We start from the raw sequence: 14,802 nt of genomic DNA, 5'->3' as shown, positions 1-14,802 counted from the left end.
GCCATAAAGTTCCTACCTTGGCTAATACAGTTTGCTTACATTTAGGGACGACGACGCCTTGGAGATTCAATCAGATGGGCAGCATTAATGCAAAAGGAGAAACGTGAAACAACTAATCGCATTTCGTGTCGCGAGAATCTGAACTATTTATCAAGATCGTCCTGACTCCCCTTGGCTTTCCCATGAACTGTTAAACAGTTGCGGCCCGGACGTGTGTCCGGGCCGCAATGAACTTAAAGGTGCTACTCGGCGGATTTGCCGAAGTAGTCTGCTCCACCCACGTATTCGGTGTGGCCGGTTTCGACGTCGGCCGTCACCATCTTGGCGACCTCTGCCGCAAATTCTTCAACCGAATACAACTTGCCGGCTTCTGCGCGGCGGGCCTCTATGGCGCCCGGGTTGGAGCGGTCAAGCAAGGTGGCCGTGACGGTGCCCTCGATCATGTCACCGGAAACAACCACCAGCGAGATGCCTTTGTCAGCAAGGTTGGGCAGGAGTGCGCGCAGTGCGTCCTCGCCGGCCCGCTTGCTCTTTGCCACTGGCTCGTATTCAGGCATGGTGGGAACGGTCTCCACGAAATGAGCCTGGTGGCTGGTCACGAAGACGACACGCGAGCCTTCGCGCATGAGGGGAACAGCCGCATTGAGCATGTTGACCTGGGCATCGCGGTTGAGCTTGAGGGCGTAACCCTCCTCCATTCCGGACTCCATGCCACCGGATGCGTTCAGTACCAAGACATCCAGCGAGCCGAACTCTTCCATGGCGGTGCTGGCAAGAGTGTGTACGCCCTCGTCGGTGGTGAGGTCTGCACCGACGGCCGCGGCGCGGCCGCCCGCTGCCTGGATTTCAGCTACTACCTTGTTGGCACGCGGTGCCTTCTGACGGTAGTTGACGACGACGGCGGCGCCCTCACCCGCGAGGATCTTGGCGACTTCAGCACCGATGCCACGGGAAGATCCCGTGACGATCGCGGTCTTGTTATCCAGCATTCCCATTCGTGCTCCTTTTGTTCACTTCATCTAAAAACGTGCGGTCCCGGGTTCCATCATGCCAGTGGCGGGCTCGAACCCCTTTGTCGGCTGGCGACAAAAACTGGCTGATTGCCTCAGAGCGTGGCGCTTTAGTGGCCCATCCCGAGACCGCCGTCAACGGGAATCACAGCGCCTGAAATGTAGGCGGCCTCGTCGCTGGCCACCCAGCGCACAACATTTGCTACCTCGGACGCCTCGGCGAAACGGCCTGCCGGCACGTTTGCCAGGTACGACTTCTGAGTTTCCTCCGGCAGTTCTGCCGTCATGTCCGTGTTGATGAACCCGGGAGCCACCACGTTGGCCGTGATCCCCCGGCTGCCCAGTTCACGGGTCAGCGAGCGTGCGATCCCCACCATGCCCGCCTTCGATGCGGAGTAGTTGATCTGGCCTGGAGCTCCGTACAGGCCGGACACCGAGGAGATGAGGACCACGCGGCCCTTACGGAGCCGGATCATGCCCTTGGAAGCACGCTTAATGACGCGGAACGCACCGGTGAGGTTCGTGTCCAGCACAGAGGTGAAGTCGTCCTCGCTCATGCGCAGGAGCAGCGTGTCTTTGGTAATGCCAGCATTGGCAACCAAAACCTCCACCGGGCCGTGGGCTTCCTCTACTGTCTTGAAGGCGGCATCAATCGAGGCTTCGTCAGTGACGTCGGCTTTAACTCCCAGGATGCCTTCAGGCAGTTCTGTTTCGCTTCGATAGGTCACTGCCACCTTGTCACCGTTTGCGAGGAAGGACTCGGCAATGGCCAGGCCGATGCCCCTGTTGCCGCCGGTAATGAGGACGCTACGGCCGGTGGATACTGCTTCAGACATACTTTCGCTCCAGGTTCTGCGGCATGGGTGTGCTGCGGTGAAGAGGGGATTTCCTGCCTCGATCTTATCGGGCGCCTGCTCCAACCCGCGGGTAACCGGCCTGTCCCGCGGTTTGGGCGGCTACCGCCTTGGTGAGAGAATTGAGAGAAGCCTTTGGAGCGTGATGATTCAGCTGTGACACGAGAAAACAGTCCCCTGCAGCAGGTGCCCGGGGATCCGGACGCTGTTTCCGGCGACCCCGAAGTCCACAGCATCACCGATGCCGCGGCTGCCCACTCGGAAGACATGCGGGAGCGCATGGTCAAGTACGCAGTGGCGATGGGTATTCGCATGGTCTGCATCATCCTGATTTTCGTGGTGGACGGCTGGTTGAAAATAATCGCCGTGGCCGGCGCGGTGTTCCTGCCCTGGATAGCCGTGGTCATTGCGAACGGCAGCGATAAAGCCGAGGACCACAGCGATTCCCTGCTGGACTACGTTGAAACAGCTGAAATCGAGGGCTCGCCCCAGAGCACCGAAGGCGAAGCGACGGAAAACGTCACGGTGCTAAAAGGCGAAGTGGTGGACGATGACGGGCCACCAGCTCAGGACGCAGAACCTGACGCGACTCATATACCGAAGGCCGGGGACTCCGGCGATGAACGGGCGGCTTCATGAACATCTTTAACCTCGGCGGCGCCGGTTTGGGCAGCCAGGAGTCCGATCGCGCCACCGGCCCCGCCCTCTGCTCCCGTAAGGGATGCCGGGAGGACGCTGCCTGGCAACTCCTGTGGAACAACCCGCGGATCCACACGCCTGAGCGGCGGAAGGTTTGGCTTTCGTGCAACGAGCACCGCGATTGGCTTGAGGACTACCTTCAAACCCGGGGCCTCTGGAAAGAGACCGTACCTTTCGAGGCAGATGACGCTGCCGTTGGCGGGGCCCGCTGAATGTATCGTTTCCTTTTCTCCAGCAAGTGGCTGGGCTATTTCGTTCTGGCCGCTATCTTCGCCACAGCCTGCGTGTTCCTCGGCCGTTGGCAAATGGATCGGCGGGCAGAGACGCTGGCTGAGATCAACCGCGTAGTGACCAACTACTCCGCGACGCCTGTCCCCTTCGCTGACATCAAGGACCAGTTCCGCACCTTGGACCCCGAGCGGGAATGGACCCAGGTAGAGCTGCGGGGTAGTTACGACCTGAACGGACAGCGCGTTGTACGAAACCGTCCGTTGAACGGGCAGCCAGGTTACGACGTCGTGGTTCCTTTCCGCCTCACCACCGGTGAAGCGGTGGTTATCGACCGCGGCTGGTTGCCAATTGGCAACAACACACCGGGCCGTCCCGACGTCGTTCCGGCACCTCCCGTGGGTGAGGTGACCGTGGTGGCCCGCCTCAAGCCAACGGAACCGAAGCTGGACCGCGGTGCGGTGGACGGGCAGCTGCCATCCATTGATCTGGCCAGCTTCGCCAGCGAACTCCCCTACCCCATCGCGACGGGCGCCTATGGGCAGTTGGCAAGCGAGGATCCCGCGGTCCAGCCCATGCCCACGCCCTTCCCCAAACCAGCCACGGAAGAGGGCACACACCTCTCCTATTCCCTGCAGTGGTTTGCCTTCGGCGTCCTGATGTTTATTGGCTTCGGCTACGCAGCCCGGCAGCAGGCGCGTAACGCTGCCATCGACGCGGAAGAGGACGAAGATGGCGAGGACGAAGTCATTGCCGTCAGTGGGCCGCCCAAGCGTCGTGTGTCCGCAAGCCGAAAGAACAAGCGCCCCACGTCTGAAGAAGAGGAAGACGCAATCCTGGATGCCCAAGGTTACTGAAGCGGTTCCGGACCCGGTGCTCAACGTGAAGTCGGCCCTCACGGCCGCAGGCGCTGAGGACACCGTCCGGATCTTCGAAGACAAGGTGCCCACGGCTGCAGCGGCCGCCTCTGTCCTTGGATGCGAGGTTGCAGCCATCACCAACAGCCTGATTTTCGAACTCGACTGCAAACCCTTGCTCATCCTCGCCAGCGGAGCCGCGAGAGTAGATACAACCCTGGTAGCCAAACTGCTGGGCACCGGAAAAATCCGCCGCGCGAAGCCCGATTTCGTGCTCAAACACACCGGCCAGGAAGTGGGAGGCGTCGCCCCGGTCGGTCACCCCGAACACATAAAGACGATCCTGGACACCTCTCTCAGAGCGCACCCCTTGTTATGGGCAGGAGCCGGAGACCACAATTCAATGTTCTCCATCACCTACGAAGAACTAAAGGCCATCACAAACGCCGAAGAACTCCAGGTTCGCTAGGGCCGCAAAGGTGACACAACGGCGAGCGTAGCGTCGCGTTTGATGTGCGTAGCGTGCGTCTAAGCGAGGAACGAGCGAGCACGCGGCACATCGAGCGCGCCGCGAAGCGGAACCCGGCGCGTCGCGCAGCGGTTCGCAACAGCCGGTGCCTGCTAAGCCAGCGTAATGAGGTCCAGGTAGTCCTCGTTCCAGTGATCTTCAACACCATCGGGGAGCAGCACCACGCGCTCCGGATTCAGGGCCGAGACGGCGCCTTCATCGTGACTGACCATGACGACGGCGCCACTATAGTTCTTCAGTGCACCAAGGATTTCCGCGCGGCTGGCTGGGTCCAGGTTGTTGGTGGGCTCGTCGAGGAGCAGCACGTTGGCGCTCGAAGCAACGATGGTTGCGAGGGCGAGCCGGGTCTTCTCGCCACCGGACAGAACTCCGGCAGGCTTTTCGACGTCGTCACCTGAGAACAGGAATGACCCCAGAATGCCGCGGACTTCGGCGTCCTTCATGTCAGGTGCAGAGGAACGCATGTTTTCAAGGACCGTGCGATCGTGGTCCAGGGTTTCGTGTTCCTGGGCGTAGTAGCCCACCTTCAATCCGTGTCCCGGGATGATGTCGCCGGTGTCTGGTTTGTCCACGCCTGCAAGCATTCGCAGGAGGGTGGTCTTGCCCGCACCGTTGAGGCCAAGAATGACCACTTTGGAACCGCGATCGATCGCCAGGTCCACGTCGGTGAAAATCTCCAGGGAGCCGTAGGACTTGCTGAGCCCTTCGGCTGTCAGCGGGGTCTTGCCACAGGGTGACGGATCCGGGAAGCGCAGGGCGGCGACGCGATCGTTTTCACGAACGGCTTCCAAACCGCCAAGGAGGCGCTCAGCACGCTTTGCCATGTTCTGCGCTGCGACGGCTTTCGTTGCCTTGGCGCGCATCTTGTTGGCCTGGTCGATGAGGACCTGGGCCTTCTTTTCCGCATTGGCCCGTTCGCGCTTGCGGGCCCTTTCATCGGTTTCGCGCTGCTGGAGATAGCGCTTCCAACCCATGTTGTAGTAGTCGATCTGGGCCCTGTTGGCATCAAGGTGGTAGACCTTGTTGACCGTGGCCTCCAACAATTCGACATCGTGGCTGATCACGATCAACCCACCCTGGTGGTCCTTGAGGAAGTCGCGCAGCCAGGTGATGGAGTCGGCGTCGAGGTGGTTGGTTGGTTCATCCAGGAGCAGGGTTTCTGCTGAGGAATAAAGAATGCGTGCGAGCTCCACGCGACGGCGCTGGCCACCGGAGAGGGTCTTCAGCGGCTGGTTAAGGATGCGTTCCGGGAGCGCAAGGTTGGAGGAGATCGCGGCTGCCTCAGCTTCAGCGGCGTATCCGCCGCCAGCCAGGAACTCAGCTTCCAAGCGATCGTAGCGGTTCATGGCCTTGCGCTGTACGGCTTCGTCCTCGCTTGCCATCTCGGCCTGGGCCTTCTTCAGCTTCCCCACCACCACGTCCAAGCCACGAGCAGAAAGGATGCGATCACGCGCGAGCTGTTCCATGTCCGGGGTGCGGGGATCCTGGGGCAGATAGCCGATCTCACCGCTGCGGGTCACTTTGCCGCCTGCCGGAAGGCCTTCACCCGCGAGGACGCGGGTTAAAGTGGTCTTGCCCGCCCCGTTGCGGCCAACGAGTCCGATCTTGTCCCCCTTGTCCACCCTGAAGTTGACCTTGTCCATGAGCAGGCGTGCGCCGGCGCGGAGTTCGAGTTCCTGGACGGTAATCAATTCGGGTGATGCCTTTCAATGGGGAACGCCTGCGTGACCGGTTGGCCCGGTAGTTGCGGCGGGGACGGCTGTGAGAACAGCCTGTTCAAGTCTACCGGCACCCCGCCCTCCCCCTGACATAACATCGCCCGAGCGGCACATTGTGCCATCTCTCACAGAATTTTCACTCACGGTTGTGGAGAGGCTCCAAAAAAGCCCTTTCCCAAGCTCCGTATCCTCACTGTTGGGGGAAACAAACTTCAATCTCGCACCCACAGCATTTCCCGATAGGACCCGTCATGAGCCAAACCACCTCCGCCTCTGTGGAGCGCAACTCTTCGCGCAAGCGATGGACCGCCACAGACCTCGGCCTCATTGCCGTCTTCGCAGCCCTTGTGGCCGCGTCCGCGATCGTTCCCGGCATTCCGGTTGGCGCCTTGGGCGTGCCGATCACCTTGGTGACCCTCACTGTGATGCTGAGCGGCCTGGTGCTTGGCCCCGGGAGGGGATTCGCCGCCGTCGGGCTTTATGTCCTCCTTGGCCTGGCCGGGCTGCCGATCTTCAGCGGGGGCCGCAGCGGACTGGGCATCCTTGCTACTGCATCGGCGGGTTACATCATCGCGTTCCCCCTTGCGGCGGCCGCCACGGGCTGGGTGGCGGCCCTGATCATCCGTAAAACGGTGCGGAACCGTTCCCTGCTGCTGTTTGCTGCCGCCATGGTCAGCAGCATCGTCCTCATCCACGGCCTGGGCGTCCTGGGCATGATGATCAACGGCAAACTGGACTTCACCAAAGCCTTCATTGCCGATCTCGCCTTCTACCCTGGGGACATCCTCAAGAATGTCCTCGCCGTGATCATTGCGGTGGCTATTCACAAGGCCTTCCCGGATGTCCTGGTCCGCAGGGTCAAATAGCCTGCGTCACGCAAAATCAGAAACAATATCTCTATGAACTCCATCAGCTTCAGCAGGGTCTCGGTTCGTGTAGCCATTGACGGCAGCGCTACGTCCAAGACCCTGCTGGAGGATGTTTCCTTGAACCTTTCGGAGCGGCGTATCGGCGTCATCGGAGCCAACGGTTCCGGAAAGTCCACGCTGTTACGGCTGTTGAACGGCCTGGTGGAGCCCAGCGACGGAACCGTTGAAGTCCACGGCGATGACACAGTTAAAGCCGTGCGCCGGGTTCGTGCGAACGTCGGATTCGTCTTCACTGATCCCTTGTCGCAACTGGTGATGCCTACCGGCCGTGAAGACGTTGAACTCTCCCTGCGGCGCTCCATTAAGAACACCCGCGAACGAGCCGCACACGTCGAAGCAGTTCTTGACAGGTTTGGCCTGCTGCCACTGGCAGACCAGAGCATCTATGAGCTCTCCGGCGGGGAACGCCAACTGCTCGCCTTGGCCGCAGTCCTCGCCGTCAATCCCCAGGTGCTGGTCCTCGACGAGCCATCCACCCTCCTGGACCTGCGTAATCGCGAGCTGCTCCGGCGCACCTTGGCGGGCCTGGAGCAGCAAGTTGTCATGTCCACCCACGACCTCGACCTCGCACTGGAGATGGACCGCGTCCTGGTGGTGGAGTCGGGGCGAGTAGTATTCGACGGCGATGCCGCCGACGGTGTCGCCCAGTACCGGGAGCTGTGCGCAACTGCGCTCGACGAGGTTCCGGGCGTAGACGGGGTTCCGGGCCTTGGGGAACGTCCAGGGCGAGGCCAGTTATGAGGGGCCACGGCTTCCTGATCGCCAACTATGTGCCAGGCAACTCGCCCATCCACCGAATCCCGTTGTGGCTGAAGTTCCTGGTGGTTGCAGGGTGCGGGACCGCATCCTTCCTGATCGTCGACTGGGCAGTCTCGCTGTTGGTCTTCGCCATGATGTGCGGGCTCTTCCTGCTCGGCGGGGCCGGTTTGCGCCGCCTGATGCGTGCCATATGGACTGTGACGCCCATTCTCGTGGTGATCGGATTGTTTCAATGGTGGCAATTGGGTGCCCCCACGGCTGCACGCATCGTCCTGAACGTCCTGGTGTGCGTCGTCGCAGCCTCGGTTCTGACTGCCACCACACCCGTCCAGGATCTCTTGGACGGCGTTGTCTCCCTCGCCAAACCATTCCAGCGCTTTGGCGCCGATCCCGAGCGTTTCGCGCTCACCATCGCTGTGATGCTCAGGAGCATCCCCTTCATTGCAGGGGCCTTTTCGGACGTCAGGGATGCGGCCCGCGCCCGCGGACTTGAACGCAATCCCAGGGCATTGATACTGCCGGTCTTTATCACGACGGTCGCTTATGCGCGCCAAACCGGCGATGCCTTGGCCGCCCGGGGACTCGGGGAACCGGACGAGCCCAAGTAAGTCGCAGCAGATGCCGTTTTGAGGGCTCAAAAGGGCATCTGCTATTACTCAGTTGGGCTAGAGCCGGGAATAGCGCAGCAGGGCTGCCGTGCCCATGCCGCCTGCGATGCTGATCATCGCCAAGCCCAGCGGTGCTACTCCGGAATTTTCAGAAAGGCTCCGTGCCTGGGTCAGCAGGCGTGTCACCAAGACAGCCCCCGAAGCACCGTAGCCATGGCCGAGCGCCAGCGCTCCGCCCTCTGCATTGGCTTTCCCAGGATCGATACCCAAATGGTCAAGGCAAGCGATGGTCTGGGAGGCAAAGGCTTCATTGAATTCGATGAGGTCTACGTCGGTTGCAGCCACACCATGTTGAGCCAACAACTGCTCGGCGGCGTGTGCAGCCCCGATGCCGAGCAACTTCGGATGCACACCTGTGGTCTCACAACCCAAAACCAACAAGCCGTCAGCCGCGCCCATCTCCCGAGCGCGCTTGAGCGACGTTATGACGACCGCGGCCGCGGCGTCGGCGTCGAAGCACGAGTTGGCTGCCGTGACAGTTCCGTCGGGGACGAAAACTGCCGGGAACCGCGACATCAGTGAGGCGCGCAACGACGGCTTGGGACCGTCGTCGGCGTCGACAATAGTTCCGGCATTTTCAAGCGGCACGATTTCGCGTGCGAGCTTGCCCGCTGCCGCAGCCTCAAGAGCCCGCCGATGGCTGCGGAGTGCGTACTCATCTTGCCGCTCACGACTGATACCAAACGCGCGGGCCACATTTTCCGCAGCCACACCCATGTCAGGGTCACCAAACACAGTTGGCACAAAGGTGGCCCGCGAGTAAAAGTCCAGGCCGCCGTCGTCGGTCCTGTTGGCGCGGGCCGGAGCGGTACTGATGCTTTCCACCCCGCCGGCAACATACAGCGGATCTCCACCGGCGCCAACCAGACGCGCAGCAAGCGCAATAGCATCCAATCCGGAACCACACTGCCGGTCAACTGTGAGCCCCGGGACTGTGACCGGCAAACCGGCCTGCAGTGCGGCGAAGCGCGCTACGTTTCCACCACCACCAACGGCATTGCCCATGATGACGTCGTTCACCCCGGCCGGGTCAATGCCTGCCGACTCGATGAGGGAACGGATGACGGGCGCCAGGAGATCCGGCGCCCGGAGGTGCCTCAGCTGCCCGTTTGCACGGCAGATCGGAGTCCGCAGCGCCGCGATGATGACCGGCAGGCGGGACTCGTCCACCTCCTGCGTCGAAGGGCCGCTACCCAAGGGGACGCCGCTACCCAAGGGGGCGCCGCTACCCAAGGGGACGCGCCCGGGCATCATGGTTTTTGATCCAGTCGAGCAGCACCATCCGGCTGACCTTACCGCGATCCGTAATCGGTAACTCGGACAGGACGTAGTACTGCAGCGGCCACTTGTCCCGCGCGAGCAGGCCATCAAGGCCAGTGCGGAGCTGCGTCGCCGTGACGGCACCATAAGCGGGAACGACGCCGGCAATCACCTTTTGGCCGCGGATGTCATCCGGAGCGCCGGCTGCTACCGCAACCTCGATGCCTGGAACGGAAGCGAGGGCGAGTTCCACCTCGTGTGGGTACACGTTCTTCCCCGCCGTGATGATCATGTCCGAACGACGTCCCAGAATGTGCAGGATCCCGTCGGCGAGATAGCCCTGGTCCCCCACTGTGTACCAGCCGTCCAAGCAGCGGAGGGCTTGGCCGTCGTCGCCCCACAGGTAGCCGTTGCTCACCATCCCACTGCGGACGCTGATGTTGCCGTGCTCCCCATCCGGCAGAATCTGGCCGGCGTCGTCCAGGATTCGCAATTCCACACCAGGAAAAGGCCGGCCAATCCCAGTACCCCCGACGTCGAGCGGTTCCCCGGCAGCCAGCCGCGTGCCGGAGACGAAGCTCAATTCGGAGGCTCCGTAGTACTCAAAGATGGCAGCATGTGGGGCCCAGCGCCGCGCCGCTTCCAACGTACGGCCATCCAGCTTGGAACCCGCGCAGATGATGCTGCGGATGCCGGAAGCATCCACGTCTCCAGCCAAGCCACGTTCGCTGAGCAAACGCAGCATGGTCGGGGTGAGCACGAGTCTTGTGATGTTGTCGTGGCTTATCGCTGCATGCGCGTCACCGACGTCGAAGGATTCCAGCGAGTGAAACGCGGAGCCCGCGTACAGGCATTCGGACAGGGCGTAGAGGTTCAAGCTGGAGGAGAGGGGACCTGCCGCCAGGGTCCGATCGTCCTGCGAGAGACCAAAGAACTCGATCGAAGCGTCGAACGAGACCTGCCACGACCGGCGGGACCGTGTGAACGCCTTGGGCACTGAAGTCGTGCCGGAGGTAAGCCCAATCAGGAAGGTTGTGGACGGATCCCCGTCCACAAGTTCCACCCCGGTTGAGATGGTGGAGTCGACGATGCGCGACGTCACTTCCTCCACCATCGCTGCAGGCCACTGTGGGTCCAGCACAGCACAGCGGCGCTCCCCCGCCACCGCCGCCGTAAACTTCGCGACGAAGTCAGTGGAGTTGGGTTCGGCAAGCACAGTAGTGGCCGTCGCGTGGCCAAGCAGGCTTGCCGCGGCGTCGCGGAGCTCGGCCCAGTTGAGCCGGCTGCGGCCCACAACGACGGCGGTGTCGTGGGGACGCTCATCGGCCCAGAGCTGAATTTTGTCCAGAAAAGGCATCCCCGCAATTTTACGGCAGTGTTCGCCCTCCGGCACCAATGGTGACGTCTATTCTGACTGTATGAGTTTCAATGACGGTGCGCAGCTTGACCCATCCCAGGTAGAAGACCGACGCGGCGGAGGCATGGGCCGCGGGACGAAAATAGGTGGCGGGATTGGTGGTGGCATCGTCGTGCTGCTTCTGGCCCTCTTCGGAATCAACCCCAACATCCTCGGCGACCTCACAGGCGGCGGAACCCAGCCGCCCGCCGTTGAAGGCGGGAGCGGCGGTGTGCAGGAGTGCCAGACAGGCGCTGACGCGGACAAACGACTCGACTGCAGGATCACAGGCACTGTCAACAGCCTTAATGCCTTCTGGCCGGAATACCTCGCCCAGTACAACGTTCAGTATTCCCGGCCCGGAACAGTGATCTTCGATCAAGGGACCAATACGGGATGTGGCCCTGCCACCACGGCTGTAGGACCTTTCTATTGCCCGGTGGACACCAAGGCATACTTCGACCCCGGGTTCTTCGATGAGCTCGTGACCCGTTTTGGTTCATCAGGGGGACCACTGGCGCAGGAGTATGTGGTGGCCCACGAATTCGGCCACCACATCCAAAACATCCTGGGCAACCTGGACCGGGCACAACAGGATCCCCAGGGGCCGCAGTCCGGTGGAGTCCGTGTCGAATTGCAGGCGGACTGTTACGCGGGACTCTGGGTTCGCCATGCGACCACCCAGAAAGACCCGGCAACGGGCAAGCCGTTCCTTGACCCCCTCACCGAGCAGGACCTGCAGGACGCGCTGTCCGCCGCGTCCGCCGTCGGCGATGACCGTATCCAGGAAGCCGCAACCGGACGGGTCTCGCCGGAGTCCTGGACCCATGGCTCAAGTGAACAGCGGCAGAAATGGTTCTACCAGGGATACGCAACCGGCGACATCAACAAATGTGACACCTTTGGTGTGGCGGCGCCGTAGCTGCTGCGGGAACGGTTTAATTCCTGAGCCATCGGTTAAACGCAGAAATGGTTCCGGACCACAGGTCCGGAACCATTTCTTTGCCCTTGGAGGGCGAAAACTGCTGATCAGATGTTGAAGCCCAGGGCCCGCATCTGGTCCTTGCCGTCGTCGGTGATCCGCTCGGGACCCCATGGCGGCATCCATACCCAGTTCAGGCGCCATTCATCCACTACGCCGTCGAGGGACTTGCCTACCTGCTCTTCCAGCACGTCCGTGAGCGGGCAAGCCGCTGTCGTCAGTGTCATGTCGATCAGGAGTGCGCCGTCCTCATCCGAGTACTTCAGGCCATAGAGGAGGCCCAAGTCCACGACGTTGACACCGAGCTCGGGGTCAATGACGTCCTTGAGCGCTTCCTCGACGTCCTCGAGGCTGGTGCGCGCCGCGTTGATTTCGGTCATGGAACGATCCTAACTAGGCCTGTACGGCAGGAGCAACGGCAACGCCTGCGCCTGCGGCGTAGCGGTCGTAGCCTTCTTCTTCAAGACGGTCGGCCAGCTCGGGGCCGCCCTCTTCAACGACCTTGCCGTCGACGAAGACGTGGACGAAGTCCGGCTTGATGTAGCGCAGGATGCGGGTGTAGTGGGTGATGAGCAGCGTGCCCATGTTTCCCTCTGCATGTGCGCGGTTGACGCCTTCGGAAACTACCTTGAGGGCGTCGACGTCCAGGCCTGAGTCGGTCTCATCCAGGACGGCGAACTTGGGCTTGAAGAGCTCGAGCTGAAGGATCTCGACGCGCTTCTTCTCGCCACCGGAGAAGCCTTCATTGACGTTGCGCTGGGCGAAGTCGGCGTCGATGCGCAGCTGCTGCATGGCAGCCTTGACGTCCTTGGTCCACGTGCGAAGCGCGGGTGCTTCGCCGTCGATCGCCGTCTTGGCGGTACGCAGGAAGTTCGTCATGGTGACGCCGGGAACCTCAACCGGGTACTGCATGGCGAGGAAGACGCCTGCACGGGCGCGCTCGTCAACGCTCATTTCGAGGACGTTTTCGCCATCGAGCGTGATCGTACCGCTGGTCACCGTGTAGCGCGGGTGGCCGGCAATGGTGGATGCGAGGGTGGACTTGCCCGAGCCGTTGGGGCCCATGATGGCGTGCGTTTCACCGGTCTTGATGGTGAGGCTGACGCCCTTCAGGATCTCCTTGGTGCCCTGCTCCGTCTCGATGCTGACGTGCAGGTCCTTGATCTCAAGAGTAGACATGCTCTTCTTTCTTTTCCGTTCGTAAGTCTGGTGATACCGGGCGCTCAGTAGTTATCTACCGAAGCACCGTTCACAACGTTGGTCACGTCCACGTAGACGTCGTCACCATCGATGGTGACCGCGAAAACCGGGACGGGGTCGTAGGCAGGCAGCTGGAGAGGCTGTCCGCTGCGGAGGTCGAACTGGGAACCGTGGCCCCAGCACTCAATCGCGCAGCCTTCAATCTCGCCTTCGGACAACGAGATGTCCGCGTGCGAGCAGGTATCGCCGATGGCGTGGATCTCACCCATCGAGTCCCTCACGATGGCTACGGGATAGTCATCGATCAGGACGCGCAGCGCCTGCTTGACCTGGATGTCATTGGCGTTGCATACCAGTTCGCCCTTGGTTTCTTCACTCATGGTTGTCCTGCCTGGTCTGCTAGTTGTCGGTCGCGGCGAGTTCGCGCTCAACAGCTGCGGTCAGGCGTTCTTCGATTGCCGGGACGTTGATCTGCTGGATGATCTCGTTGAGGAAGCCTCGAACCACCAGGCGGCGGGCAACCTTTTCCGGAATGCCGCGTGCCATGAGGTAGAAGAGGTGCTCGTCGTCGAAACGGCCGGTGGCGCTGGCGTGGCCGGCACCCTCGATGAGTCCCGTCTCGATTTCCAGGTTCGGCACAGAGTCCGCACGCGCACCGTCCGTCAGGACCAGGTTGCGGTTGGCCTCATAGGTGTCCGTGCCTTCTGCTTCCTTACGGATCAGGACGTCGCCCACCCACACAGTGTGGGCATTGCGGCCCTGCAGCGCGCCCTTGTACAGCACGCGCGACTTGCAGTTGGCCACTGCGTGGTCAACAAACAGGCGCTGCTCAAGGTGCTGTCCGGCGTCGGCGAAGTACAGGCCGAACATTTCGACGTCGGCACCAGGTGCGGTGAAACGTGTGGACGGCGTAACGCGCACGACGTCGCCGCCGAGGCTGACCACAATGTGCTTGAACTTCGCGTCGCGGCCGATCTTGGCCTGCTGGGCGGATGCGTGAACAGCGTCGTCGGCCCATTCCTGCAAGGACACGACGGTCAGCTCAGCGCCATCTTCGACGATAATTTCAACGTTCTCGGAGACAACAGCGGTGCCCTGGTGATCCAGGACCACTACCGCCTTGGAGAAACGCTCTGCCACAATCACGATGTGCTGGGCAGCCGGAGCCTCGCCGGATCCGGTGATCAGGACGGAAACTTCGCTCTCGGCCTGGAGCTCGGCCGGAACCGTGACAACGGTAGCCTCGGCGAAGTTCTCCCAACCGTTAGCGGACACGCGGTCCTCGGGGATGGCTGCCTGGCCGATCCGCTGATCCTCGCGGCCAACCGTTTCGACGACGACGCCGGACGGTGCGGTCACGCTGACAGCCGGAGCTGCACCGTTAAGGACCTCGGTGTGGAGACCGCGCAGGCGCTTCAGGGGCGTGAAACGCCAGTCTTCTTCAAGGCCGGTCAGGGGCTTGAAGTCCTCCAGCTTGTAGGACGTGAGGCGGCCGGCGCGGGAGCTGTCCGGGATGCCGACGCCGCCACCATGCGAGTGGCTCTTTACCGATGCGCCACCGAGCGGACCAGCAGTAGGCTGCTCCGACGTCGTGCTGGTGTTTGTTCCGGTGTTTACGGGCGAAAGGTTTTCGCCTTCCTCGGTGAAGCCGTTGATAAACGGCTGGGCCGAGGGCGCGCCGATGCGTGCCTTTTCAGTAGTGATATCAGTCAT

The 14,802-nt window shown here is 61.9% G+C and carries 17 protein-coding genes; 8 read left to right on the top strand and 9 right to left on the bottom strand.

All coding sequences use genetic code 11. The features are described 5' to 3' along the window. Positions 1-242 precede the first annotated feature (242 nt). Together AC1DD7_RS15110 and AC1DD7_RS15105 are read right to left on the bottom strand one after the other, a co-directional pair. Positions 243-995 carry an SDR family oxidoreductase gene (locus tag AC1DD7_RS15110; protein ID WP_477515629.1) on the bottom strand — a complete coding sequence of 251 codons (753 nt, stop codon included), beginning with the start codon at positions 993-995 and terminating at the stop codon, positions 243-245. 125 nt (positions 996-1,120) lie between these two features. Further along, positions 1,121-1,846, bottom strand: coding sequence for a beta-ketoacyl-ACP reductase (locus AC1DD7_RS15105; RefSeq protein WP_223932850.1), 726 nt, complete (start codon positions 1,844-1,846; stop codon positions 1,121-1,123). 153 nt (positions 1,847-1,999) lie between these two features. Here AC1DD7_RS15105 and AC1DD7_RS15100 point away from each other — a divergent pair, with 153 nt between their 5' ends. Genes AC1DD7_RS15100 through AC1DD7_RS15085 form a run of 4 tightly spaced genes read left to right on the top strand, consistent with a single transcriptional unit; the run spans position 2,000 to position 4,117 of the window. Continuing rightward, the gene (locus tag AC1DD7_RS15100) at positions 2,000-2,503 is read left to right on the top strand and encodes a DUF3099 domain-containing protein (RefSeq protein ID WP_477515628.1); all 504 of its coding nucleotides are present in this window, start codon (positions 2,000-2,002) and stop codon (positions 2,501-2,503) included. Then, positions 2,500-2,775, top strand: a complete 276-nt coding sequence (locus tag AC1DD7_RS15095) for a hypothetical protein (RefSeq protein ID WP_477515627.1) — start codon at positions 2,500-2,502, stop codon at positions 2,773-2,775. Before AC1DD7_RS15100 ends, AC1DD7_RS15095 begins: the two co-directional genes overlap by 4 nt. Then, the gene (locus tag AC1DD7_RS15090; protein ID WP_477515626.1) at positions 2,776-3,648 is read left to right on the top strand and encodes an SURF1 family cytochrome oxidase biogenesis protein; all 873 of its coding nucleotides are present in this window, start codon (positions 2,776-2,778) and stop codon (positions 3,646-3,648) included. Next, positions 3,632-4,117, top strand: coding sequence for a YbaK/EbsC family protein (locus AC1DD7_RS15085; RefSeq protein WP_477515625.1), 486 nt, complete (start codon positions 3,632-3,634; stop codon positions 4,115-4,117). Before AC1DD7_RS15090 ends, AC1DD7_RS15085 begins: the two co-directional genes overlap by 17 nt. A 152-nt stretch (positions 4,118-4,269) precedes the next feature. Here AC1DD7_RS15085 and AC1DD7_RS15080 read toward each other — a convergent pair whose 3' ends face one another. Further along, positions 4,270-5,868: an ABC-F family ATP-binding cassette domain-containing protein gene (locus AC1DD7_RS15080; RefSeq protein ID WP_223946045.1), complete on the bottom strand. Its 1,599-nt coding sequence runs from the start codon at positions 5,866-5,868 to the stop codon at positions 4,270-4,272. Positions 5,869-6,146: 278 nt separating this feature from the next. On the opposite strand from AC1DD7_RS15080, the gene AC1DD7_RS15075 reads away from it, so the two are divergent. From AC1DD7_RS15075 to AC1DD7_RS15065, 3 genes are read left to right on the top strand one after another with little or no spacing between them, the layout of a single operon-like run. Further along, positions 6,147-6,761 carry a biotin transporter BioY gene (locus tag AC1DD7_RS15075; RefSeq protein ID WP_477515624.1) on the top strand — a complete coding sequence of 205 codons (615 nt, stop codon included), beginning with the start codon at positions 6,147-6,149 and terminating at the stop codon, positions 6,759-6,761. A 33-nt stretch (positions 6,762-6,794) separates the two neighbouring features. Then, positions 6,795-7,565, top strand: coding sequence for an energy-coupling factor ABC transporter ATP-binding protein (locus tag AC1DD7_RS15070; protein WP_477515623.1), 771 nt, complete (start codon positions 6,795-6,797; stop codon positions 7,563-7,565). After that, positions 7,562-8,191 (top strand): energy-coupling factor transporter transmembrane component T family protein, encoded by a 630-nt coding sequence (locus tag AC1DD7_RS15065; RefSeq protein ID WP_477515622.1) that lies wholly within the window; start codon positions 7,562-7,564, stop codon positions 8,189-8,191. The genes AC1DD7_RS15070 and AC1DD7_RS15065 overlap by 4 nt, the downstream gene beginning before the upstream one ends. Positions 8,192-8,248: 57 nt before the next feature. On the opposite strand, the gene AC1DD7_RS15060 is transcribed toward AC1DD7_RS15065, so the two are convergent. Both AC1DD7_RS15060 and AC1DD7_RS15055 read right to left on the bottom strand, forming a co-directional pair. Next, the gene (locus tag AC1DD7_RS15060) at positions 8,249-9,505 is read right to left on the bottom strand and encodes a thiolase family protein (RefSeq protein WP_477515621.1); all 1,257 of its coding nucleotides are present in this window, start codon (positions 9,503-9,505) and stop codon (positions 8,249-8,251) included. Further along, positions 9,477-10,868, bottom strand: coding sequence for a class I adenylate-forming enzyme family protein (locus tag AC1DD7_RS15055; protein WP_477515620.1), 1,392 nt, complete (start codon positions 10,866-10,868; stop codon positions 9,477-9,479). The genes AC1DD7_RS15060 and AC1DD7_RS15055 overlap by 29 nt, the downstream gene beginning before the upstream one ends. A gap of 61 nt (positions 10,869-10,929) precedes the next feature. Here AC1DD7_RS15055 and ypfJ point away from each other — a divergent pair, with 61 nt between their 5' ends. Further along, positions 10,930-11,829, top strand: a complete 900-nt coding sequence (ypfJ, locus tag AC1DD7_RS15050) for a KPN_02809 family neutral zinc metallopeptidase (protein WP_431115221.1) — start codon at positions 10,930-10,932, stop codon at positions 11,827-11,829. Between the two features lie 107 nt (positions 11,830-11,936). On the opposite strand, the gene AC1DD7_RS15045 is transcribed toward ypfJ, so the two are convergent. From AC1DD7_RS15045 to sufD, 4 genes are read right to left on the bottom strand one after another with little or no spacing between them, the layout of a single operon-like run. Further along, complete coding sequence (locus AC1DD7_RS15045; RefSeq protein WP_216925770.1) at positions 11,937-12,269, bottom strand: metal-sulfur cluster assembly factor; 333 nt, start codon at positions 12,267-12,269, stop codon at positions 11,937-11,939. 13 nt (positions 12,270-12,282) lie between these two features. Beyond that, entirely contained in the window at positions 12,283-13,068 is a 786-nt protein-coding gene (gene sufC, locus AC1DD7_RS15040) for a Fe-S cluster assembly ATPase SufC (RefSeq protein ID WP_224090246.1), read from the bottom strand. Positions 13,069-13,112: 44 nt separating this feature from the next. Beyond that, complete coding sequence (locus AC1DD7_RS15035) at positions 13,113-13,469, bottom strand: non-heme iron oxygenase ferredoxin subunit (RefSeq protein WP_431115220.1); 357 nt, start codon at positions 13,467-13,469, stop codon at positions 13,113-13,115. Positions 13,470-13,488: 19 nt separating this feature from the next. Then, entirely contained in the window at positions 13,489-14,802 is a 1,314-nt protein-coding gene (gene sufD / locus AC1DD7_RS15030) for a Fe-S cluster assembly protein SufD (RefSeq protein WP_477515619.1), read from the bottom strand.

The sequence above is a fragment of the Paenarthrobacter sp. 10L412 genome, from assembly GCF_056395565.1.
Note: the sequence above shows the minus strand (reverse complement) of the source record. Positions and strands in the feature narration are given on the sequence as shown.

Coding starts and splice junctions, on each gene's coding strand:
- AC1DD7_RS15110 (WP_477515629.1), bottom strand. CDS start 995: ATGGGAATGCTGGATAACAAGACCGCGATCGTCACGGGATCTTCCCGT.
- AC1DD7_RS15105 (WP_223932850.1), bottom strand. CDS start 1,846: ATGTCTGAAGCAGTATCCACCGGCCGTAGCGTCCTCATTACCGGCGGC.
- AC1DD7_RS15065 (WP_477515622.1), top strand. CDS start 7,562: ATGAGGGGCCACGGCTTCCTGATCGCCAACTATGTGCCAGGCAACTCG.
- AC1DD7_RS15075 (WP_477515624.1), top strand. CDS start 6,147: ATGAGCCAAACCACCTCCGCCTCTGTGGAGCGCAACTCTTCGCGCAAG.
- AC1DD7_RS15095 (WP_477515627.1), top strand. CDS start 2,500: ATGAACATCTTTAACCTCGGCGGCGCCGGTTTGGGCAGCCAGGAGTCC.
- AC1DD7_RS15060 (WP_477515621.1), bottom strand. CDS start 9,505: ATGATGCCCGGGCGCGTCCCCTTGGGTAGCGGCGCCCCCTTGGGTAGC.
- AC1DD7_RS15085 (WP_477515625.1), top strand. CDS start 3,632: ATGCCCAAGGTTACTGAAGCGGTTCCGGACCCGGTGCTCAACGTGAAG.
- AC1DD7_RS15090 (WP_477515626.1), top strand. CDS start 2,776: ATGTATCGTTTCCTTTTCTCCAGCAAGTGGCTGGGCTATTTCGTTCTG.
- ypfJ (WP_431115221.1), top strand. CDS start 10,930: ATGAGTTTCAATGACGGTGCGCAGCTTGACCCATCCCAGGTAGAAGAC.
- sufC (WP_224090246.1), bottom strand. CDS start 13,068: ATGTCTACTCTTGAGATCAAGGACCTGCACGTCAGCATCGAGACGGAG.
- AC1DD7_RS15035 (WP_431115220.1), bottom strand. CDS start 13,469: ATGAGTGAAGAAACCAAGGGCGAACTGGTATGCAACGCCAATGACATC.
- AC1DD7_RS15045 (WP_216925770.1), bottom strand. CDS start 12,269: ATGACCGAAATCAACGCGGCGCGCACCAGCCTCGAGGACGTCGAGGAA.
- AC1DD7_RS15055 (WP_477515620.1), bottom strand. CDS start 10,868: ATGCCTTTTCTGGACAAAATTCAGCTCTGGGCCGATGAGCGTCCCCAC.
- sufD (WP_477515619.1), bottom strand. CDS start 14,802: ATGACTGATATCACTACTGAAAAGGCACGCATCGGCGCGCCCTCGGCC.
- AC1DD7_RS15070 (WP_477515623.1), top strand. CDS start 6,795: ATGAACTCCATCAGCTTCAGCAGGGTCTCGGTTCGTGTAGCCATTGAC.